Below are 21,311 nucleotides of genomic sequence, written 5' to 3' on the forward strand. Positions count from 1 at the left end.
CGGTCCGACCGGTGTCGACGCACCGCTCGGACCCTCACCACCGCGCCCCCTGCGGCACCCGACCCTCCCTGGTCAGCGCCGCCAGCACCACCCCGAGCACGGCCACCGCGCCCGCCTTGTCGAGCGGCGCGTTCCCGTTCCCACACTTGGGCGACTGCACGCACGACGGGCACCCGGCTGCGCACTCGCAGCCCCGGATCGCCGCCATGGTCGCCGCCAGCCACGGCCCCAGCACGGCGTGCCCGCGTTCGGCGAACCCGGCCCCACCGGGGTGCCCGTCGTGCACGAACACGGTGGGCCGACCGGTGTGCGGGTGCAGCGCCGTGGACAGTCCGCCGATGTCCCACCGGTCACACGTCGCGAACAGCGGCAGCAGGCCGATCGCCGCGTGCTCCGCCGCGTGCAGCGCACCCGGCACCCGCATCGGCGGCAGGCCGGCGTCGCGCAGCGCCGCGTCGTCGATGTCGTAGAGCACCGAGCGGGTGCGCAGGGTCTGCTCGGGCAGGTCGAGCGGCACCGTGGCGAGCACCGAGCCGTCCGGGGAGCGCCGCTGGTAGGCCACCACCTGCGAGGTCACGTCCACCTCGGCCAGCGACACCCGCACCGGACCGAGATCGCGGCAGCTCAGCACCCTGCGCACCTCGACGTCGGCCGTGGAGCGGGCGTCGGTGCGCCAGTCCGGGTCGGCCGCGTGCACCAGCGCCACCCCCGTGTCGAGGTCGAGATCGTCCACGACGAAGCTCTCACCGCGGTGCAGGTACACCGCGCCCGGATGCGCCGACGCGGGCGCTGCCGCCCCGTCCACGGTGCCGAGCATGCGGCCGGTGCCCGACTCCACGAGCGCCACCTGCCCGATGCCGGAACCGCGGATGTCCACCGAGGACGCCGGTCGCTCCCGCGTCGACGGCCAGAACCACCCTGCCGGGCGCCTGCGCAGCACCCGGTCGGCCACCAGCTCGTCGAGCACGGCGGCCGCGGGCGGCCCGCCGAAGACCTCGGCCACGTCCCGCTCGGTCAGCGGCAGCTCCGCCGCCGCGCACACGAGCTGCGGGCCCAGCACGTACGGGTTCGTCGGATCCAGCACGCAGGCCTCCAGCGGCGCACCGAGCAGCGCCTCGGGATGGTGCACCAGATAGGTGTCCATCGGGTCGTCGCGGGCCACCAGCACCACCAGGGCCGAGTCGGCACCCCGGCCCGCGCGGCCGGCCTGCTGCCAGAAGGAGGCGCGGGTACCCGGGAAGCCGGCCACCACCACCGCGTCGAGGCCCGCGACGTCCACGCCGAGTTCCAGGGCGTTGGTGGTCGCCATCCCGAGCAGCTCGCCGCGGGCGAGCGCCGATTCCAGTGCCCGGCGCTCCTCGGGCAGGTAGCCGCCCCGGTAGGCCGCCACCCGGGCGGCCAGCTCCGGGTCGACCGCGGTGAGCACCCGCCGGGCGCCGATGGCCGTGAGCTCGGCCGCACGTCGCGACCGCACGAACGCCAGCGTCCGGGCCCCCTCCAGCACGAGGTCGCCGAGCATCCGCGCCGCCTCGGCCCCCGCCGAGCGCCGCACCGGCGCTCCGTTCTCGCCGGTCACCTCCGGCAGCAGCGGCGGCTCCCACAGCGCCACGGTGCGCCCGGCCTGTGGCGAACCGTCGAGGGTCACCGCCTGCACGTCACGCCCGGTGAGCCGGGAGGCGTGACCCGCGGGCTCGGCGACGGTGGCCGAGGCGAGCACCAGCACGGGCCGGGCCCCGTACCGGGCGGCGAGCCTCAGCAACCGGCGCAGCAGCAGCGCCACGTGCGAGCCGAACACCCCGCGGTAGGTGTGGCACTCGTCGATCACCACCATCTCCAGCCTGCGCAGGAAGGCGGCCCAGCGGGAGTGTCGCGGGAGCACCGAGCGGTGCAGCATGTCCGGATTGCTGAAGATCCATCGGGAGTGGCTGCGCACCCACTCCCGCTCGTCGGTCGCGGTGTCGCCGTCGAGGGCGGCGGGGCGCACGTCGGGCACGTCGAGCTCGTGCAGAGCGCGCAGCTGGTCGGCCGCCAGTGCCTTGGTGGGGGCGAGGTAGAGCGCCGTCGCCCTCGGGTCGGTGCTCAGCCGTGACAGCACCGGGAGCTGATAGGCCAGGGACTTCCCGGACGCCGTCCCGGTGGCCACCACCACGTCGCGCCCGGCATGGGCGAGCGACGCCGCCTCGGCCTGGTGGGTCCACGGCGCGAGCACCCCCCGCCGCGCGAACGCCATCCGCACCGGCCCGGGCACCCACGACGGCCACGGCGCCGGGGTGCCGGTCCGCGGCGGCACCGTCGCCACGTGCCGCAGGGGGCCGGTGCCCACCGGAGCGGCACCCGCGTCCCCGCCGCGGCGGGCCCGGGAGATCTCCGCGGCCGGATCGGCGCCCGAGCCGGCCAGCACCCGGAGCAGCAGCTCCTCGCCCCGGTCGGCACACCGCGGGGACGCCACGCCGCCGTGCCCGCCACCGTCCACGCGTTCGAGGCTGGCACACCGGGGTGTCACTCCGGCGGGCGACCACCTGACCCGGCGATTCGCCACCCCGGCACCTACGCAGGTTCGTGACCCGATCGTTACGGCAGTGCGACACCGACATCCACTGCGGAGCGGCCTGCGTCACACATTTACACTGCACCGGCCTGACACCGCGCTCACCTGCGGAGACGGCTCGTGCAGACGCCAGGGACGACGTCTTGAGCTCCCTGGCCCTAGTGATCCACTGAACCAGGAGGACGGATGTCTCGGTCCACCCTCGCCGCGGAAGCGAACTCGATCGCGCTCGCGTCGAACGACTACATCATCGTCGGTGTGGTCGCGGTGGTCGCCCTCGCCGCTCTGGCCATCGGCTTCGTCCTGCGCCGGGAGGTCCTCGCTGCTGACGCGGGCACCCCGAAGATGCAGGAGATCGGCCGCGCGGTCCAGGAAGGCGCCACGGCGTACCTCAACCGCCAGTTCAAGACGCTCGCCGTCTTCGTCGTCATTGTCTTCTTCCTGCTGTTCGCGCTCCCCGCAGCGAACATCGGCGAGAGCATCGGCCGGTCGATCTTCTTCTTGATCGGCGCCCTGTTCTCGGCCGCGATCGGCAGCGTCGGGATGCGACTCGCGACCAACGCCAACATCCGGGTCGCGTCGGCGTCCCGCCAGGAGGGCGGCCGGGAGAAGGCGACCCGCATCGCCTTCCGCACCGGCGGCGTCGTCGGCATGTTCACCGTCGGCCTCGGCCTGTTCGGTGCCGCGATCGTCGTGCTCGTCTACGCCGGTGGCGCCCCGCGCGTCCTGGAGGGCTTCGGCTTCGGCGCCGCGCTGCTCGCGATGTTCATGCGTGTCGGCGGCGGCATCTTCACCAAGGCCGCCGACGTCGGCGCCGACCTCGTCGGCAAGGTCGAGCAGGGCATCCCGGAGGACGACCCCCGCAACGCCGCCACGATCGCCGACAACGTCGGCGACAACGTCGGTGACTGCGCGGGCATGGCCGCGGACCTGTTCGAGTCCTACGCGGTCACGCTGGTGGCCGCGCTGATCCTCGGCACCGCCGCGTTCGGCCTGCAGGGCCTGCTGTTCCCGCTCATCGTGCCGGCCATCGGCGTGATCACCGCGGTGATCGGCGTGTACATCACCCGCACCCGGGAGGGCGAGGGCAGCCTCACCACGATCAACCGCAGCTTCTACATCTCCGCGGTGATCTCCGCCGTGCTCTCGGCGATCGCCGCGTACGTCTACCTGCCCGGCAGCTTCGCCGACCTCGGCGGTGGCGTCGCGAGCAACGGCCCGACCGACACCACCGTCGTCGAGTCCATGACCGGCACGGACCCGCGCCTGCTGGCCACCGTCGCGGTGATCATCGGCATCGTGCTGGCCGCGGCCATCCTCAGGCTCACCGGCTACTACACCGGCACCGAGGACAAGCCGGTGCAGGACGTGGGCCGCTCGTCGCTGACGGGTGCGGCCACCGTGATCCTCTCCGGGATCTCGATCGGCTTCGAGTCCGCCGTCTACACCGCCCTGGTCATCAGCGGCGCGGTCTTCGGCGCGTTCGCGCTGGCCACGGGCTCGATCACGGTCGCGCTGTTCGCGGTGGCCCTGGCCGGCACCGGCCTGCTCACCACGGTCGGCGTCATCGTCGCGATGGACACCTTCGGCCCGGTGGCCGACAACGCCCAGGGCATCGCCGAGATGTCGGGCGACGTGTCCGGCCCCGGCGTAGACATCCTCACCGAGCTCGACGCGGTCGGCAACACCACCAAGGCGATCACCAAGGGCATCGCGATCGCGACGGCCGTGCTGGCCGCCACGGCCCTGTTCGGCTCCTACCGCAACGAGATCGACGCGGCGCTGGCCGGCGCGGGCGTCCTGCTCGAGGACGCGGGCACCGCGTTCGCCTACCAGGTGTTCTCGCCGAACACCCTGGTCGGCGTCGTCATCGGTGCGGCGATCGTGTTCATGTTCTCCGGACTGGCCATCAACGCGGTCACCCGGGCGGCGGGCGCGATCGTGTTCGAGGTGCGCCGCCAGTTCCGGGAGAACCCCGGGATCATGGAGGGCACCGTCCGCCCGGAGTACGGCCGCGTGGTGGACATCTGCACCCGCGACTCGCTGCGCGAGCTGGCCACCCCCGGCCTGCTGGCGATCCTGTCCCCGATCGCGGTCGGCTTCGGCCTCGGGGTCGGCCCGCTCGCCGGCTTCCTGGCCGGAGCGATCGCGGCCGGCACGCTGATGGCGATCTTCCTCGCCAACTCCGGTGGCGCGTGGGACAACGCCAAGAAGCTCGTGGAGGACGGCAACCACGGCGGCAAGGGCTCGCCGGCGCACGAGGCCACCATCATCGGTGACACCGTGGGCGACCCGTTCAAGGACACCGCCGGTCCGTCGATCAACCCGCTGCTCAAGGTGATGAACCTGGTCTCGGTGCTGATCGCGCCGGCCGTCGTCGCCCTGTCCGTGGGTCCGGCGGCCAACCCCGTGGTCAGCGTCCTGATCTCGCTCGTCGCGGTCGCGATCATCGTGGCGGCGGTCGTGGTCTCCAAGCGACGCTCCACGACGATCACCGACACCCCTGCGGAGACGACGGTCGGCTGACCGCCGCTCCCCGCACCAGGAGGCCGTCCACCCGATCCGGGTGGGCGGCCTCCGCCGTTCCCCGGCGCGCCCCCGTGCACGGGATCGAACGGGTGTTCTACGGTGCGGGCGTGCCGCAGCTGTCGCTGTTCTCCGCCGACGCCCGCCCCGCCGGGGTGCGCGACCTCGCCGGTCTGCTCTGCGGACCGGGCCAGATCGCCCGGTTCGGGGCGGGCGACCAGGCCCGGCTCTCGATCGTGCTGGCCGACCCGGCGCGGGTCCGCGCGGTCACCGCGGCGTGCGCGGCCACGGGGATCGACGTGGAACCGGTCACCACCGAGAGCGGGGCCACCGCCCTGCGGACCGCCTTCCGCTGCGACCTCGTCGGACTGGCCCGGGAATGGACCGCCGGAGCGGTCAAGGCGGTGCCCGCGGGCTGGCAGGTCGACGGTGCCGCGCTGCGCCTGTGGGCCCTCGCCGCGGGCCGCCCGGACGAGCGCGGCGGGTACCTCCTGATGCTCGATCCGCAGGCCTCCCACACCCACCAACCCCTGGTCGCGGCCCTGACCCGGGCCGGTCTGCCGCCCGCCCGCGTGGCCCGCTCGACGGCCCTGCGGATCAGCGGGACCCGCCGCGTCGGGCGGCTCGTCGAACTGGTCGGGCCGGTGCCCACCGGGGTCCCGGACGAGCAGTGGCCGAGGTACTGGGGTCGGCGCGTGTGTTGACACCGATGGTTAGGCTCTCGCGGCACGACCGCCTCGGTGTGACCGAGGCGACACCCTGCGTGGGTGGGCACGAACCCGTATCGGTGTGTAGGCCGGAGAGCACGACACGCATACTCGACAACAGGACACTCAACGCAGCAGAGCAGAACAGGACCATGGTGACGACCGGAACGACGAGCCCGAAACCCGACACCGCGGCAGGTGCGGGCACCCGGAAGGCCGGCGGAAGCCGTCGATCGGTCCCGCCCACCACGTCCGCGACCGGCCGCCCGCTGCGCCGGCTGGTGATCGTCGAGTCCGGTACCAAGGCCGCGAAGATCCAGAAGTACCTGGGCAAGGACTACGTCGTGGAGGCCTCGGTCGGGCACATCCGCGACCTGCCGCGCGGGGCCGCCGACGTGCCCGCCAAGCACAAGGGCGAGGCCTGGGCGCGTCTGGGCGTCGACGTCGACAACTCCTTCGCGCCGCTCTACATCATCACGCCGGAGAAGAAGGGCAAGGTCGCCGAGCTGCGCGAGGCGCTGAAGTCCGTGGACGAGGTCCTGCTCGCCACGGACCCCGACCGCGAGGGCGAGGCGATCGCCTGGCACCTGCTCGACACGCTCAAGCCGAAGATCCCGGTCCGGCGGATGGTCTTCCACGAGATCAGCGAGCCGGCCATCCGCACCGCGGTGGAGAACCTGCGCGACCTCGACCAGGACATGGTCGACGCCCAGGAGACCCGCCGCATCCTCGACCGCCTCTACGGCTACGAGGTCTCCCCCGTGCTGTGGAAGAAGGTCATGCCGAGGCTCTCGGCGGGCCGGGTGCAGTCGGTGGCCACGCGGATCGTGGTGGCGCGCGAGCGCGAGCGCATGGCGTTCGTGTCCGCGTCCTACTGGGACATCGCCGCGCAGATGGACGCCGGCGCCGAGGCCACGCCGCGCCAGTTCGCCTCGCGGCTCGTGGCGATCGACGGCGCACGGGTCGCCACGGGCCGCGACTTCGGCTCGGACGGGCAGCTCAAGGGCGGCTCCGACCGGGCCGGGCGCAACGACGTCACGGTGCTCGACGAGGCGGGCGCCCGCCGCCTCGCCGAGGCGCTGGAGGGTCGTGACCTCACCGTCGAGTCGGTGGAGTCCAAGCCCTACACACGCAAGCCCTACCCGCCGTTCATGACCTCCACGCTGCAGCAGGAGGCCGGTCGCAAGCTGCGCTTCTCCGCCGACCGCACGATGCGCAGCGCGCAACGGCTCTACGAGAACGGCTACATCACCTACCTGCGCACCGACTCCACCACGCTGTCGGAGTCGGCCATCGACGCCGCCCGGAGCCAGGCGCGCGAGCTCTACGGCGACGCCTACGTCCCGGCGCAGCCGCGGCAGTACACGCGCAAGGTCAAGAACGCCCAGGAGGCCCACGAGGCCATCCGGCCCGCGGGCGACGTATTCCGCACGCCGGGCGAGATCGCCCGCGAGGTCGACGGCGACGACTTCCGCCTCTACGAGCTGATCTGGCAACGCACCGTGGCCTCGCAGATGGCCGACGCGCGCGGCACGACGGTGAGCATCCGGATCGCGGGCACGGCCGCGACCGGCGAGGCCGTCACGTTCGCCACCTCGGGCCGCACGATCACCTTCCCCGGCTTCCTCAAGGCCTACGTCGAGACGGTCGACGACCAGGCGGGCGGCGAGGCCGACGACGCCGAGTCGCGCCTGCCGGAGCTCACCAAGGGCCAGGCCCTGACCGCGGCGTCGCTGACGCCGGAGGGCCACTCCACGAACCCGCCGTCACGGTTCACCGAGCCCAGCCTGATCAAGCAGTTGGAGGACCTGGGCATCGGCCGCCCGTCCACCTACGCCTCGATCATCAAGACGATCCAGGACCGCGGGTACGTGTGGAAGAAGGGGCAGGCGCTGGTCCCGTCGTGGATCGCGTTCGCCGTGGTCGGCCTGCTCGAGCACCACTTCGGCCGCCTCGTCGACTACGACTTCACCGCCGCCATGGAGGACGAGCTCGACGCGATCGCCGCGGGCACCCAGGGCCGCACCGCCTGGCTGTCGGGCTTCTACTTCGGCGCCGAACAGGGCAGCGAGGGCTCGGTGGCCCGCGCGGGCGGGCTGAAGAAGCTGGTCGGTGTCAACCTGGAGGAGATCGACGCGCGAGAGATCAACTCCGTGCCGGTCTTCGACGACGTCGTGGTGCGCGTCGGGCGCTTCGGGCCCTACCTGGAGCGGATGCGCGACGGCGCCTCGCAGCGGGCCAACCTGCCCGAGGACCTGCCGCCCGACGAGCTCACCCGGGAGATCGCCGAGCAGCTGTTCTCGGTGCCGCAGGAGGGCCGCTCGCTGGGCGTCGACCCGGTCAGCGGGCACGAGATCGTCGCCAAGGAGGGTCGCTACGGGCCCTACGTCACCGAGATCCTGCCGGAGCCCGCCGAGCCCGCCACGGCCACGAACGGCACCCGGAAGAAGGCGCCGGCCAAGCCCAAGCCGCGCACCGGGTCGTTGTTCAAGGACATGTCCACCGAGACGATCACCCTGGAGGACGCCCTGCGGCTGCTGTCGCTGCCGCGGGTGGTGGGTACCGACCCGGAGAGCGGTGAGGAGATCACCGCGCAGAACGGGCGCTACGGGCCGTACCTGAAGAAGGGCACCGACTCGCGGTCGCTCACCGACGAGGAGCAGCTGTTCACGGTCACCCTCGACGAGGCCGTGGAGATCTACAAGCAGCCCAAGCAGCGGGGCAGGCGGACCGCGGCGGCCACCCCGCCGCTGCGCGAGCTGGGCGTCGACCCCAACTCGAAGAAGCCGATGGTGATCAAGGACGGGCGGTTCGGGCCCTACGTCACCGACGGCGACACGAACGCGAGCCTGCGCAAGGGCGACAGCGTCGAGCACCTGACCGACGATCGCGCGAGCGAGTTGCTGGCCGAGCGCCGGGCGAAGGCACCCGCGCCGAAGAAGGCCGCCCCGAAGCGCGCGCCGGCCAAGAAGCCGGCGGCGAAGAAGCCCGCCGCCAAGCGGACGACCACGACGCGCAAGGCGCCGGTCGAGAAGTAGGCTGCCCGCCGCGAAGGTCTCCGGTCCCCACCCGGTGCACCGAGCGGGCGGCGAGCCGGGCACCGGCCCGTGCCCGGGAACCTGGCGCGCGGGGCAGCGCCTCGCACGCCAGGGCGGCCGGCGTGCACAGGGCCCCGCCGGACACGGGGTGTCGCTCGCCGGACAGGGCTCGCGCGCCGGACGGGGGGCCGCGCGCGCCGGACGGGGAGCGACGGCGCACACCGGACCTCGCGCATCAGCAGGGACTCGCGCGCCGGGCAGGGACTCGCGAGCTGTCGGCAGCGCGCGAGAGGCGGGCCGGCGCGCGAACTCGGCGCGTGCTGTCGGCCGTCGCGTGCTGTTCAGTTGATCAGTAGGGCTTTCACCGCGGACGCCACCCGGCCGCCGTCGGCCCGGCCCGCCGCCGCGGCGTTGGCGCGCTTCATGACCTGGCCCATCTGGCGCGGGCCGGGCGTCTCGCCCAGCTCCGCGGCCGTCTCGTCGACGGCGGCGCGGGCGATCGCGACGAGCTCGTCGTCGGAGAGCTGGGTGGGCAGGTAGCGCTCGAGCACCTCGCCCTCCGCGCGCTCCTGCGCGGCGAGCTCCTCGCGCCCGGCGGCGGCGAACGCCTCGGCCGACTCCGCCCGCTTCTTCGCCTCCTTCGCGACGACCTTCAACACCTCGTCGTCGGAGAGCTCGCGGGCCTCGGTGCCGGCCACCTCCGCGTTGCCGATCGCCGTCAGCGTCATCCGCAGCGTGGACTTGACCAGCTCGTCACGGGCCTTCATCGCCGCGGTCAGGTCGGTCCGCAGCTGTGCCTTCAGGGTGCTCACGGCGGTGAACGCTAGCGCAGCCACCGCCCGACGTACCCTGCAGTTGTGAACAGCTGGGCTCGGCTCGCGATCGGCGCCACCACGACGGGCGCGGCGGCCGTCGCGTACGGGGCGGGGATCGAACGTCACCGCTGGACCCTGCGCGAGGCCACCCTGCCCGTGCTCGCCCCGGGCACGCGGCCGCTGCGCCTGCTGCACGTCTCCGACCTGCACATGACCCCCGGTCAGCGCGGCAAGCAGCGCTGGGTGGCGCAGTTGGCCGAGCTGGAGCCCGATCTCGTCGTCAACACCGGCGACAACCTCGCCCACCAGCGCGCCGTGCCCACCGTGATGGCCGCGCTGGACCCCCTGATGCACCTGCCCGGCCTGTTCGTGTTCGGCAGCAACGACTACTTCGCCCCCACACCGAAGAACCCCGCCCGCTACCTGACGGGCAAGCGGACCGACCCCGACGGCGAGCCGCTCCCGTGGCGCGACCTGCGTGCCGCGCTCGTGGAACGTGGGTGGCACGACGTCACCCACAGCCGCGTCAGCCTCGACATCGACGGTGTCCGCGTGGCTGCGGCCGGCGTCGACGACCCGCATCTGGGTCTGGACCGCTACGACCGCGTCGCCGGCCCGGCCGCCGGCGACCCCGCCCTGCGCCTGGGCCTGACCCACTCCCCCGAGCCCCGCGTGCTCGACGGGTTCGCCGGTGACCGCTACGACCTCGTCATGGCCGGGCACACACACGGAGGGCAGCTGCGCATGCCGGGTGTCGGCGCGATCGTCACCAACTGCGGCATCGACCGCTCCCGCGCCCGAGGCACATCCCGCTGGGGCACCCACACCTGGCTGCACGTCTCCGCAGGCCTGGGAACCTCGCCCTGGGCCCCGGTCCGCTTCGCCTGCCCGCCCGAGGCCAGCCTGCTGACGCTCGTGCCGCGCCCGGTGACGACCGCGGCGGTCGAGGCAACCCCCGCGTCGGCGCCCGCGGACGTCGGCTAGACTCGTTTCCGGCCCGCCGCACGACGGCGGATCATCGGGGTGTGGCGCAGCTTGGTAGCGCGCTTCGTTCGGGACGAAGAGGTCGCAGGTTCAAATCCTGTCACCCCGACCACCAGACGGCCTGGTCAGTAGCTTCTAGCGGAGCTCCGGACCAGGCCTCTTCTCGTCCTCGTGTCGGCCCGGCCGCCCGATCCGCCCGCATGCCCGAACGAGCGGGGCAGGCCCCCGACCCGACCGCGCTCGATCCGGTCGAGCACTGCGACGCCGCGCCCGTCGACGCGTGCCCGGCCCACCCGCGCGACATGGTCGGTCGGACGGTGGACAGGGGGTTCGGTCGTCCGGCGCTCTCGACCGGCGGTGGCGGGGGGGCAGGCTCGAGGGGCCGTCGTCCGGCAGGGGCGGCGGCCGACCGAAGCCGTCCGGCCACCGGCCGTGTGATCGACGGCCGTACCGGCCGGGCCGCACGGTCGTCCCGCCCGACCCGCCTCAGGAGGACCGATGCCGTGCTTTCGGGCCACCGACTCCGCCCGACCGTTCTGCAGGGACCCCGGTGCCGGGCCGGGGCGGGCGGGCGGGTTCACCGCGGTCTGGCCGGCGTACGCGATCGCCGCGACGGTCGGCCTGTTCGTCGTCGTGGTCGGAGCGTTGTGGGTCGGCGGCCACGTCATCGGTGCCGATCCGCTCGACGACACCGCGTGGATCGTCCTCGGCGCCACGCTGCTGCGTGCGGCGACGGTCGCGCTCGCCCCCGCCGGTGTGCAGGGCTGGGGTCGCCGGTTCCCCGCTCCGCTGATCGAGGCGGGCCACTGGGGGGCCGCGGCCGCCCAGCTCGCCTACCCGCTGGCCGAACTCGTCGCGAAACTGCTCGTCCTGGCCGGGCTGCTGGAGCTGCCGGCGCGCGGGATAGGCGACATGACGTCGACGGGTTGGTTCAACCTCGCCGCGGCCTGGTTGGTCTTCGGGGTGCCCGGTGCGCTGTTCGTGGCCGCCGCCCGGTCGCATCGCGACCGCCGCGGGGTGCGCGGGTCCTGGCCGCTGATCGGCGCGGCGGTCGGCGTGCTCGCGCTGCTCGGTATCGGCGTCCTGCTCGGCTGATCGGCGGGGCCGGCCTCCGTCGGTGTCGACGTCCGGTGGCGCGTCGGCGGCATCCGAGCAGACGGGCTCGCCGGTGCGGCGTCCGTCGGACGGTGGACGGGGCGTTCGGCCGCCCGATGCTCCCGCACGGGCGGTGGTGGGCCGCACGATCGGCGCATGACCGATGCGATCACCGTCCGCGGGTTGCGCCGCCGCTATCCCGGCGCCGATCGGCCCGCCGTGGACGGGGTCGATCTCGACGTGGCGCGCGGCGAGGTGCTGTGCCTGCTCGGGCCCAACGGGGCGGGCAAGACGACGACCGTGGAGATCCTCGAAGGCCACCGTCACCGCGACGGCGGCCGGGTCCGGGTGCTGGGAACGGACCCCGGGCGGGCCGGGCGACGCTTCAGGGCGCGCATCGGCATCGTCGCGCAGGGCTCGACCGACCTGGCCGAGCTGACCCCCGCCGAGGTACTGCACCACTTCGCCCGCTACTACCCGGACCCCCGCGATCCCGACCGGGTGCTGCAGGTCGTGGGGCTGTGGGAGAAGCGGCACACGTTGGCGCGCACCCTGTCCGGCGGGCAGCGTCGCCGCCTCGACGTCGCCCTCGGGATCCTCGGACGGCCGGAGCTGCTGTTCCTCGACGAACCGACCACCGGGTTCGACCCGCAGGCCCGGCGCGACTTCTGGCGGCTGCTGCGCGAGCTCTCCGCCGACGGCACCACCATCATGCTCACCACCCACTACCTCGACGAGGCCGAGGCGCTGGCCGACCGGCTGGCCGTGATCGTCGAGGGGCGGATCGTGGCCTTGGGCACACCGGCCACCCTCGGCGGCCGGCACACCGACCCGACCGTGGTGCGCTGGCTGGACTCGGGCGCCGTCCGCGAGCAGCGGACCACCACCCCCGCCGCGCTGGTCGCGGCGCTCGCGTCCCGATTCGGAGGCGAGGTGCCCGGGCTGAGGGTCGATCGCCCCAGCCTGGAGGACGTCTACCTCGGGCTGATCACGATGGGGAGCCCGCGGTGACGCCCCGGCACCGGGTCCTCGTCGGAGCTGTCTGATGGCCCTCGACGCGACGGCACCGCACCGGGCGTCGTCCACGGCCGCCCTCGGCCTGTCCCGCGGAGCGCTGGAGCTCAAGCGGTTCTTCCGCAGCCGCGAGGCGGTGGTCTTCACCTTCGCGCTCCCGACCGTACTGCTGGTGCTGCTCGGTTCGGTGTTCGGCGACCGGTACGAGGGCACCGGCGTCACCGCGAGCCAGGTGCTGGCCGCGGGCATGGTCGCCGCCGGCATCATGTCCACGACGTTCGTGACCCTGGGCACCGACATCGCCTCCGACCGCGACGACGGCACCCTGGCGCGGTTGCGGGGCACGCCCATGCCGCGCGCCGCCTACGTCATCGGCAAGATCGTGCTGGTCGCCGTGACCACGGTGGCCCAGACGGTGCTGATGCTGACCGCGGCCGTGACCCTGTTCGACCTGCCGCTGCCCGGCACGGTGTCCCGGTGGGCCACGTTCGGATGGGTGTTCGTCCTCGGCGTGATCGGCTGCTCGCTGCTCGGCATCGCGATCAGCACGCCGGCCCGCACCGCGCGCAGCGCCACCGCGATCGTGCAGCTGCCCCACCTCGCCCTGCTGTTCGTCTCCGGGGTGTTCGTCACCCCCGCCTCCGCCCTGCCGACCGGGCTGGTCGCGGTCGCGTCGTTGTTCCCGGTCCGCTGGCTGGCGCAGGGCTTCCGGTCGGTGTTCCTGCCCGAGGTCATGGTGCGGTTCGAGATCGCGGGCGCGTGGGAGCTCGACCGGGTGGCACTGGTGCTCGCGGCGTGGTGTGTCGCAGGCTTGGCGCTGTGCCTCACCCTGCCGATCCTGGGACCGCGACACCGGTGACCGGTGTCGCGCCGCGCCCGGGCGCGGATGCCGCAGCGTCGGCGATCTGGCTGTGGGACGTGCTGTTCGTCGTGGCGGCCGTGATCACCGCGGCCCTGGTGTCCGCCGCCGACGAACCCGTCGCCCTGCGGGTGCCCGCGGCCGCGCTGGTGCTCGGGCTCGGCGGGGCCTGGTTGACCGCCGGGCGGCGCCTGGCGGTGGCCGAGACGCCCGACCGACCCGCGGTGCTCGGCTACGCAACGCTGCTCGCCGTCGGGACCACCGGGGCGGTGCTGCTGGTGCCGGAGTCGACCTGGGCGCTGTTCGTGACGGTCCCGCAGATGTACTGGCTGCTGCGGCTGGGGCGGGCCGTCGCGGTCACGATCGTGGTGATCCCGGGGTTGTCGTTGGTGTCGGCGCTGCGCAGCGGCGACACCGCGGGCGAGGCGATCCGTGACCTCGGCCCGCAGGCCCTGTTCCTGACGGCGTTCGGCGTGCTGGTGGGCGTCTGGATCCACCGCGTCACCGACCAGAGCGACGACCGGGCGCGGCTCATCGAGGAGTTGACGGCGAGCCGTTCGGAGGTCACCGCGCTGTCGCACGACGCCGGCGTCGCCGCCGAGCGGGAACGGCTCGCCGGCGAGATCCACGACACCCTCGCCCAGGGCTTCACCAGCATCGTCACGCTGCTGCAGGCCGCCCAGGCCGAGTTCGGGGCCGACGACCCGGCCGCCCGCAGGCACATCGAGCTGGCCCTCGCCGTGGCCAGGGAGAACCTCGACGAGGCCCGGCACCTCGTGGCCTCGTCCGCTCCGGGCGTGCTGGCCACCCGCTCGCTGACCGACGCGATCGGCCGCCAGGTCGAGCGGTTCGCCGACGAGACCGGCGTGTCCGCCGAGCACTCGGCGTACGGCTCCCCGCGACGCTTGCCCCTCGAGTACGCGGTCGTCGTCCTGCGAGCCGCGCAGGAGCTGCTGAGCAACACCGCCCGGCACGCACGGGCCGGCACCGTGACCGTCCGGCTCGACTTCACCGACCCGGCGACGACGACCCTCACGGTGACCGACGACGGCGCCGGCTTCGACCGGTCCGCCGTCCCGGACGGGAGCTACGGGCTGGCGATGATGGGGGCCAGGGTGGACCGGATGGGGGGATCGATGACGATCGACAGCGCGCCCGGTGACGGCACGCGGGTCACCGTGCGGGTACCCGCATGATCGGGGTGCTGCTGGTGGACGACCACGTGATCGTCCGGGAGGGGCTGCGCGGGATGCTCACCGCCGAGGACGACCTGCACGTCGTCGGTGAGGCGGGCAGCGGGCCGGAGGCCGTCGCGCTCGTCGGCGTCCGCGGTCCGGACGTGGTGCTGATGGACCTGCGCATGCGCGGCGGTGACGGAGTGACCGCCACCGCGGCGATCACCGCCCGGTTCCCCGGCACCCGCGTCGTCGTCCTCACCACCTACGACACCGACGCCGACATCCTGCGCGCCGTGGAGGCCGGCGCGGCGGGCTACCTGCTCAAGGACTGCTCGCGGGCCGCGCTGACCTCCGCGATCCGCGCGGCGGCCCGCGGGGAGACGGTGCTGACCCCGTCGGTGGCCGCCCGGCTGGTCCACCGGATGCGGGGGCCGGTCCCCGAGTCGCTCTCTCCCCGCGAGATCCAGGTGCTCGAGCTGGTCGCCGTCGGGTGCACCAACGCCGAGATCGGCCGTCGGTTGCACATCGCCGAGGCCACGGTCAAGACCCACCTGCTGCGCACCTTCAGCAAGCTCGAGGTGTCCGACCGGACAGCCGCGGTGACGGTGGCGCGCAACCGCGGTCTGCTCGACTGACTGATCCCGGCGCCGCAGCCTGATCCCGGCGCCGCAGCCGCGCCTGTCGTGTGCGGGGTCCGCCGGACGGTGGACAGCCGCTTCGGTCGCACGGTGCTCACGCACACCCCGGCGGCGCGGCACGCTCATCCCATGCACCTCACCGGGATCGCAACGTGAGACTGACCAGCAGCTACCCCGTGCTGATGAGCCGCGACATCACCACCGGCACGGCCTTCTACCGGGACACCCTCGGCTTCGAGGTGACCTTCGAGTCCGACTGGTACGTCAGCCTGCGCCACAGCGGGTTCGAGCTCGCCCTGCTGGACCCGACGCACGAGACCATCCCGGGGGGCTTCCGCGGGTCACCGGCCGGCGGCGTGCTGCTCAACCTCGAGGTCGACGACGTCGACGCCGTGCACGACGAGCTGGCCGGCCGGGACGGGATCGAGCTCGCCCTCCCGCTGCGCTCGGAGCGCTTCGGCCAGCGCCACTTCATCCTCGTCGGCCCCGACCGCGTCCTCATCGACGTCATCACCCCCATCGCCCCCGAGGGCGAGTACGTCGAACGGTTCCTCGACGCGGAGGACCGGATATGACCACCAGCGCCACCCGCACCGCCACCACCGGCCGTCAGCAGGACGCCTTCCACGTCCACAGGGGACGGACCCGTGTCGATCAACCAGATCTTCGTCACCTGCCGGTCGCCGACATCGAGGCGAGCCAGGCCTTCTACCGGTCCCTCGGCTTCTCGCTCGACGAGCAGCTCACCGACGAGACCTCCGCCTACGTCGTCGTGTCCGACACCATCGCGGTCCAGCTCGCCACCCGGGACGAGTTCCGGGGCTTCACCGGCAAGGACGTGCCGGCAGGCGCTGGGGTGATCCTCGCCCTCGGGTCGCCTCGCGCGAGCAGGTCGACCGGCTGACGGACACCGCGCTGCTCTCGGGCGGCGCACCGACGAAGGAGCCGACCGATCTCGGCCGGCTCGACAACCGTGGCTTCGCCGATCCCGACGGCCACCACGTCGAGGCCGTCTACCTCGACACGGCAGCAGGCTGATCAGCGCTGTCGTGACACCACCGCCGAACCGAAAGAGGAGAACCACCATGTCCGAAGGCACCGTGACATCGGGCGACGGCACCACCATCGCCTACACGGCGTGGGGTGACGGCGACCCGATCGTCATCATCGACGGCGCGACCGCCCATCGCGTCACCACCCCGGAGAACGCTGTGGCGGCCGAACTGCTTGCCGACGAGTTCCTCGTGATCAACTATGACCGTCGCGGCCGCGGGGAGAGCGGCGACACCGCGCCGTACGCCGTCGAGCGGGAGTTCGAGGATCTGGCCGCGGTCATCGAGCAGGCGGGCCACGGGCGCCCGGCGACGGTCTTCGGCTGGTCGTCGGGCGGGAACCTCGCCCTGGGCGCCGCGCAGAGCGGTGTCCCGGTCGCGCGGGTGGCGCTGTTCGAGCCCAGCGCGGCCGTCGACGATGCGCGTCCCCCGCTGCCGGCGGACTACGTCGAACGTCTCGAGGCCGCTGTCGCCGACGGCCGACCCGGTGACGCGGTCGCCCTGTTCATGACCGCGGCCGCGATGATGCCGGAGGAGATGGTCGACGGGATGCGGGGGGAGGACTGGTGGCCGGGGCTGGAGGCGATCGCCCCCACCATCGCCTATGACGGCCGCCAGGTCGGCGACGCCCTGTCCGGCACGCCCCTTCGCGCCGACCTCTGGGACGACGTCGACGTCCCGGTCCTGGTCATGCACGGCATCGACACCTGGCCGGCCATGGCCGCCGGCGCGCGCGCCGTCGCCGCCCACCTGTCCACCGCGACGCTGCGGCCCGTGCCGGGCCAGGAGCACAGCACCACGCCCGACGTCCTCGCCGCCGCGCTGCGCGAGTTCGTCAAGGAGAGCTGACATGGGAAGGATCGTGCTGACCGAGTTCATCTCCCTCGACGGCGTCGTGGAGGCACCCGGCGGGGAGGAGTTCCGGTACCCGAACTGGAGCTTCGAGTTCGATCGAGGACCCGAGGGCGAGGTGTTCAAGGAACGGGAGTCGCTCGCGGCGGCTGCCCTCCTGCTCGGCCGCAGGAGCCCAGGGGCTGCTCGCCCACGACCTGGTCGACGAGATCCACCTCATGGCCTCGCCCGTCGTCCTCGGACACGGCCGCACACTCTGGGCACGGACACCGGACAAGACGGCGTGGACGCTGACCGAGGCCACGGTCTACGGCGACAGCACCCTCGTCACCATCTACGAACGCAGGTGACCGGCCCGTCCGGGTCCGTTGAAGCCGTGGCCGCCGTCCTCGGCGACGAGGTACTCGACCCCGGACGCCGCGCTCGCGCAGCAGGGCGACGTGGTCCGACTCGGCCTGCACCACGCGCCCGCGCTCACGCCCGCGGCGCCTCGGCGACGTAGGCGATGCACAGGTGCGGCTCCACGAACGGCGCCAACCCGGTCACCTCCGCCGACGGGCCTGCCCCGTCCAGCAGCCCCCGCAGCAGGCCCAGGTGCAGCGAGCACACGACCTCGGGATGCTCCGTGGCCACCGCGCGGAACGGGCAGTGGTGCAGCCGGATCTGGGTCGCGTCTGCACCGGGCACGACGTCGGGCTCGAACCCGAGCTCGGCGAACACACCGCTGATGCGGGCCAGCGACTCCTCCAGCGAGAGCACGGGCTGCTCGCCGGTGCGGACGGGGTGCGCCGCCGCCGCGGCGCGCCCGGCGCGTTCGGCGCGCTGCGCCCGCTCCGCCGGGTCGTCGGCCCAGTGCGCGGCGAGGAACCCGGCGAGGAGCTCGTAGCCCGCGGGCGGCTCACCCGCGGTGGACGGGTGGTAGAGCATCCGCGGCCGCCCCCGCCGACCGGCGGCTTCGGCGCGCGCGTGCACCAACCCGGCACCGGCGAGGACGTCCAGGTGCGAGCGCACCGTGGTGACGTGCAGCCCGCACTGCACGGCGAGCTCCTGGGCGGTGAGCGGAACGTCGGCGGCGCGCAGCCGGTCCAGCAGCCGCACGCGGCTGGGCACGGCGAGCGCACCGTGGGTGCGGTGCCGCGCGGCCGCATCGTTGCTACACACAGCCCTACCTTCTTTCCGAGGACCGTCATAGTCTAAAACCTCCGTTTCGGGAGACGGGGACAGGTGCGCAGACGGTGGTGGCGAGGCATGTCGACGAGCGTGAACGGCTCACCCGGAGCGCGTGGGAGCGCTTCGCCGCAGGCGAGGACGAGATCGAGGGGATACCGGCGCTGATCCTGCTGTCGTGGCAGCGCAGCCGCGACCTCTACTGCGTCGACCCCTTGCAGGTCAGCGCGCCCCTGGCGACCGGCCCCGGAGGCACCTCCCTGCGCGACGGCGGCGTCGTCGCGCAGCTCGGCGGGATCGCGTCCCGGCTCGCCCAGGGCATCGACGGCTCGCTGACGACCGTCACCGACGGGTCCGGCCGGGTGCTCGCGGCCTGGGGGGCGCCCGGCGTCCGGCGGCGCGCGGCGGGCGTCAACCTGGCACCGATGTTCGCCTGGTCGGAGTGCGCGGCCGGCACCAACGGCATGGGCACCGTACTCGGGCAGGTCCGGCCGGTGTCGGTCCGCGGCGCCGAACACTGGTGCGCGCCGCTGCACGACTGGACCTGCAACGCGATCTCGGTCCTCGACACGGTGACCGGGGTGCCGGTCGCCGCGCTGAGCGTGTCGCAGTGGCGCAGGGAGGCGGGCAGTTCCCTCCCCGGGCGGCTGGACCAGGCGGTGTCGGCGATCAGGCGCCAGCTGCATGCGGCCGCCGTCGGCGACGGCGCCGAGTTGGCGCTGGCCTTCGAGGCCGCGGACCGCGCGGCGGCGCCGGGGCGGGCGGTGCTGGCCGCGGACGCCGCGGGCCGCGTCGTCGCAGCCAACGCCCGCGCCCGCACCGTCTGTGACCACCTGCCGGCCGTGCCCGCGACCGACCCGGCCGACCGGCCCCCGGTCGTGTCGTTCCGGATGCGGGAGGTCGTGCGGGAGGCGCAGCGGTGGATCCGGTCGGACCCGCAGTGGACGCGGGCGGTGCTGCTCGACGTCCTCGGCGAGGATCTCGCGTTCGCCGTCCGGCCGGTCCGGGCCCGCGACGAGTGCATCGGGGTCGTGCTGGTGGGCGTGGACGGCGTGGACGGCGAGATCCCGGGCGGCCGCGAGGTGGAGCCTCCACCCGACCCGGACCGACCCTTCCGGATGGTCGGCATCCGCGGGAACCGGCTGATCCTGATCGCGCCCGAGGAGATCCGGTACGCCGAGGCCGACCGGCACGTCGTGTGGCTCGTGACCGACCGGGGCCGGGTGCGGGCCGCCGAACGCGGACTCGCCCACGTCGAGGACCGGCTCCGGCGGTTCGGCTTCCTGCGGGTGCACCGCAGCTACCTCGTCAACGTCGGCCGCATCCGCGAGGTCGAGCGCGGGATCGGCCCCGGCACGCTGACCGTGAGCACCCGGCACCACGGACGCGAGGCCGTGCCGGTGTCGCGCCGGCACGTGCCGCGGCTGCGGGCGGCGCTCGGGATGTGACACCCGGCGGGGGCCACATCCCGAGCCGGTCAGCGGAGCAGGGCCTCCTCGCCCCGGTGGACGACGGTGCCGATCGTCTCCATCTCCTTGGTGAACTCGACGAACTCGTTGTCCATCAGCGCGCGCGGGTTGAACCCCGGGCTCGCGAGCACGCCGTGCACCCGGCGGCGCTGCATCCCGAAGTTCCCGCCGTCGTAGATCGGGAAGATCGCCGCCTCCCGCAGGTACTTCTCGAACATGTGCTTGCGGTCCGCGCTGTTCACCCCGACCACCTGCATGCACTTGTAGACGCTGTCGAACAGCGTCTCCGTGCAGTAGGTCTTGTTCATCGCGCCGATCAGCTCACCGTGGTAGTCGTGCTCGTCGATGTAGTGGGCCGCCTTGTAGCAGAAGTACCGGCAGGCCTCGATGCGGGCGGCGACGTCGCCGAGCACGTACCCCACGTTCTGGAAGTGGATCATGGGCTGGGGCGAGCCCGCGGTGTAGGTCTTCGCCCAGTCCAGCGCGGCCTCGTACGCGGCCCGGGCCACACCCACCGCGGCGATCCCGGCGACCGGGCCCGACCACGCGAAGTTGCGGTTGATGAGCAGGTCGCCGTGGCCGTGGGTGCCCTCGATCAGGTTGTCCGCCGGGATCCGCGCGTCGGTGAACACGATCTCCGAGTTGGGCGTGAGTCGGTGACCGAAGCTGTCGATGATGGAGTACGTCACCCCGGGCGTGCCGCGCTCGACGAGCACCGCCGACAGGCCCTCGGTGCCGCCCCGGTCCGGGTCGGTGCGCACCACCACGAGGTTGACGTTCGCGCCCTGACCGTCCCAACCGCCGACGTTGCACGGCCAGTACTTGCGGCCGTTGAGCACGTACTCGTCGCCGTCGCGGCGCGCGGTCACGCCGATGCCGACCGGGTGCGCGAGCGGGGCGTCGAAGTTGGCGGTGCCGCCCGGGGTGCCCGGCGGCTCGCTCGCCGCGTAGCCGGCGATGAACTCACCGGACGGGTCGGACGTCGCCGCCTCCATCACCCGCCTCTTCTGGTCCTCGGTGCCCCAGTACCAGACCGGCAGCAGCGCCAGCCCGTTCACCAGCACGGTGCAGGCGAAGCCCGGGTCGACCGCGCAGATCTCCTCCGCGGCGATGATCAGCTCGATGTTCGTCAGCCCACCCCCGCCGTACTCCTTCGGGAGCATGCCGAACGCGATCCCGCGTCGGTACGCCTCGACGTAGGCCGGCTTCGTCAGTTGGAACGCCTTGAGCGGGTCGGGCTCCCGGTCCGCGTCGCGCACCACCGGCGCGAGTACGTTCTCGGCGAAGTCGCGCGCCAGCGTCTGCACGGCCTTCTGCTCCGGGCTGAGGGTGAAGTCGATCGCCATGTCGTTCTCCCCGTCTGTCTCAC

At 73.4% G+C, this 21,311-nt stretch carries 18 protein-coding genes and 1 tRNA gene; 15 read left to right on the forward strand and 4 right to left on the reverse strand.

The window, feature by feature from the left end:
• Positions 1-34: 34 nt before the first annotated feature.
• Positions 35-2,473, reverse strand: a complete 2,439-nt coding sequence (locus Q1K26_RS14985) for a DEAD/DEAH box helicase (RefSeq protein ID WP_300012317.1) — start codon at positions 2,471-2,473, stop codon at positions 35-37.
• A gap of 261 nt (positions 2,474-2,734) precedes the next feature.
• Here Q1K26_RS14985 and Q1K26_RS14990 point away from each other — a divergent pair, with 261 nt between their 5' ends.
• The 3 genes from Q1K26_RS14990 to topA all read left to right on the forward strand — a co-directional run bounded on the left by Q1K26_RS14990 (position 2,735) and on the right by topA (position 8,819).
• Positions 2,735-5,074: a sodium-translocating pyrophosphatase gene (locus tag Q1K26_RS14990; RefSeq protein ID WP_300012319.1), complete on the forward strand. Its 2,340-nt coding sequence runs from the start codon at positions 2,735-2,737 to the stop codon at positions 5,072-5,074.
• A 110-nt stretch (positions 5,075-5,184) separates the two neighbouring features.
• On the forward strand, positions 5,185-5,778 hold the full coding sequence (locus Q1K26_RS14995; protein ID WP_300012322.1) for a hypothetical protein: 594 nt from the start codon (positions 5,185-5,187) through the stop codon (positions 5,776-5,778).
• A gap of 155 nt (positions 5,779-5,933) precedes the next feature.
• The gene (topA, locus tag Q1K26_RS15000) at positions 5,934-8,819 is read left to right on the forward strand and encodes a type I DNA topoisomerase (RefSeq protein ID WP_300012325.1); all 2,886 of its coding nucleotides are present in this window, start codon (positions 5,934-5,936) and stop codon (positions 8,817-8,819) included.
• Between the two features lie 341 nt (positions 8,820-9,160).
• Here the strand turns inward: topA and Q1K26_RS15005 are convergent, their stop codons facing one another.
• A complete protein-coding gene (locus Q1K26_RS15005) occupies positions 9,161-9,631 on the reverse strand; it encodes a GatB/YqeY domain-containing protein (RefSeq protein ID WP_300012328.1) in 471 nt (156 codons plus the stop codon).
• Positions 9,632-9,676: 45 nt separating this feature from the next.
• Here Q1K26_RS15005 and Q1K26_RS15010 point away from each other — a divergent pair, with 45 nt between their 5' ends.
• From Q1K26_RS15010 to Q1K26_RS15060, 11 genes are all read left to right on the forward strand, one after another.
• Positions 9,677-10,618: a metallophosphoesterase gene (locus tag Q1K26_RS15010; protein ID WP_300012331.1), complete on the forward strand. Its 942-nt coding sequence runs from the start codon at positions 9,677-9,679 to the stop codon at positions 10,616-10,618.
• A 35-nt stretch (positions 10,619-10,653) separates the two neighbouring features.
• Positions 10,654-10,730, forward strand: a tRNA-Pro gene (locus Q1K26_RS15015).
• 386 nt (positions 10,731-11,116) lie between these two features.
• Positions 11,117-11,713: a hypothetical protein gene (locus tag Q1K26_RS15020; protein ID WP_300012333.1), complete on the forward strand. Its 597-nt coding sequence runs from the start codon at positions 11,117-11,119 to the stop codon at positions 11,711-11,713.
• A 156-nt stretch (positions 11,714-11,869) separates the two neighbouring features.
• Entirely contained in the window at positions 11,870-12,724 is an 855-nt protein-coding gene (locus Q1K26_RS15025) for an ABC transporter ATP-binding protein (RefSeq protein WP_300012336.1), read from the forward strand.
• Positions 12,725-12,758: 34 nt separating this feature from the next.
• The gene (locus tag Q1K26_RS15030; protein WP_300012339.1) at positions 12,759-13,586 is read left to right on the forward strand and encodes an ABC transporter permease; all 828 of its coding nucleotides are present in this window, start codon (positions 12,759-12,761) and stop codon (positions 13,584-13,586) included.
• The gene (locus Q1K26_RS15035; protein WP_300012342.1) at positions 13,583-14,782 is read left to right on the forward strand and encodes a sensor histidine kinase; all 1,200 of its coding nucleotides are present in this window, start codon (positions 13,583-13,585) and stop codon (positions 14,780-14,782) included. The genes Q1K26_RS15030 and Q1K26_RS15035 overlap by 4 nt, the downstream gene beginning before the upstream one ends.
• Entirely contained in the window at positions 14,779-15,399 is a 621-nt protein-coding gene (locus tag Q1K26_RS15040; protein WP_300012345.1) for a response regulator transcription factor, read from the forward strand. The genes Q1K26_RS15035 and Q1K26_RS15040 overlap by 4 nt, the downstream gene beginning before the upstream one ends.
• 155 nt (positions 15,400-15,554) lie before the next feature.
• Entirely contained in the window at positions 15,555-15,977 is a 423-nt protein-coding gene (locus Q1K26_RS15045; protein ID WP_300012348.1) for a VOC family protein, read from the forward strand.
• Complete coding sequence (locus tag Q1K26_RS15050) at positions 15,974-16,306, forward strand: hypothetical protein (protein WP_300012351.1); 333 nt, start codon at positions 15,974-15,976, stop codon at positions 16,304-16,306. Before Q1K26_RS15045 ends, Q1K26_RS15050 begins: the two co-directional genes overlap by 4 nt.
• Before the next feature lie 181 nt (positions 16,307-16,487).
• The gene (locus tag Q1K26_RS15055) at positions 16,488-17,303 is read left to right on the forward strand and encodes an alpha/beta hydrolase (protein WP_300012354.1); all 816 of its coding nucleotides are present in this window, start codon (positions 16,488-16,490) and stop codon (positions 17,301-17,303) included.
• Positions 17,304-17,455: 152 nt separating this feature from the next.
• The gene (locus Q1K26_RS15060) at positions 17,456-17,656 is read left to right on the forward strand and encodes a dihydrofolate reductase family protein (RefSeq protein WP_300012665.1); all 201 of its coding nucleotides are present in this window, start codon (positions 17,456-17,458) and stop codon (positions 17,654-17,656) included.
• Positions 17,657-17,780: 124 nt separating this feature from the next.
• On the opposite strand, the gene Q1K26_RS15065 is transcribed toward Q1K26_RS15060, so the two are convergent.
• A complete protein-coding gene (locus Q1K26_RS15065; RefSeq protein WP_300012357.1) occupies positions 17,781-18,467 on the reverse strand; it encodes a helix-turn-helix domain-containing protein in 687 nt (228 codons plus the stop codon).
• A 74-nt stretch (positions 18,468-18,541) separates the two neighbouring features.
• Here Q1K26_RS15065 and Q1K26_RS15070 point away from each other — a divergent pair, with 74 nt between their 5' ends.
• Entirely contained in the window at positions 18,542-19,921 is a 1,380-nt protein-coding gene (locus Q1K26_RS15070) for a LytTR family transcriptional regulator DNA-binding domain-containing protein (RefSeq protein WP_300012360.1), read from the forward strand.
• 29 nt (positions 19,922-19,950) lie between these two features.
• Here the strand turns inward: Q1K26_RS15070 and Q1K26_RS15075 are convergent, their stop codons facing one another.
• The gene (locus Q1K26_RS15075; RefSeq protein WP_300012363.1) at positions 19,951-21,288 is read right to left on the reverse strand and encodes an acyl-CoA dehydrogenase family protein; all 1,338 of its coding nucleotides are present in this window, start codon (positions 21,286-21,288) and stop codon (positions 19,951-19,953) included.
• Positions 21,289-21,311 lie beyond the last annotated feature (23 nt).

The sequence above is a fragment of the Pseudonocardia sp. genome, assembly GCF_029263155.1.
Lineage (GTDB): Bacteria > Actinomycetota > Actinomycetes > Mycobacteriales > Pseudonocardiaceae > Pseudonocardia.

Coding starts and splice junctions, on each gene's coding strand:
- Q1K26_RS14990 (WP_300012319.1), top strand. CDS start 2,735: ATGTCTCGGTCCACCCTCGCCGCGGAAGCGAACTCGATCGCGCTCGCG.
- topA (WP_300012325.1), top strand. CDS start 5,934: ATGGTGACGACCGGAACGACGAGCCCGAAACCCGACACCGCGGCAGGT.
- Q1K26_RS15020 (WP_300012333.1), top strand. CDS start 11,117: ATGCCGTGCTTTCGGGCCACCGACTCCGCCCGACCGTTCTGCAGGGAC.
- Q1K26_RS15025 (WP_300012336.1), top strand. CDS start 11,870: ATGACCGATGCGATCACCGTCCGCGGGTTGCGCCGCCGCTATCCCGGC.
- Q1K26_RS15030 (WP_300012339.1), top strand. CDS start 12,759: ATGGCCCTCGACGCGACGGCACCGCACCGGGCGTCGTCCACGGCCGCC.
- Q1K26_RS15040 (WP_300012345.1), top strand. CDS start 14,779: ATGATCGGGGTGCTGCTGGTGGACGACCACGTGATCGTCCGGGAGGGG.
- Q1K26_RS15050 (WP_300012351.1), top strand. CDS start 15,974: ATGACCACCAGCGCCACCCGCACCGCCACCACCGGCCGTCAGCAGGAC.
- Q1K26_RS15055 (WP_300012354.1), top strand. CDS start 16,488: ATGTCCGAAGGCACCGTGACATCGGGCGACGGCACCACCATCGCCTAC.
- Q1K26_RS15075 (WP_300012363.1), bottom strand. CDS start 21,288: ATGGCGATCGACTTCACCCTCAGCCCGGAGCAGAAGGCCGTGCAGACG.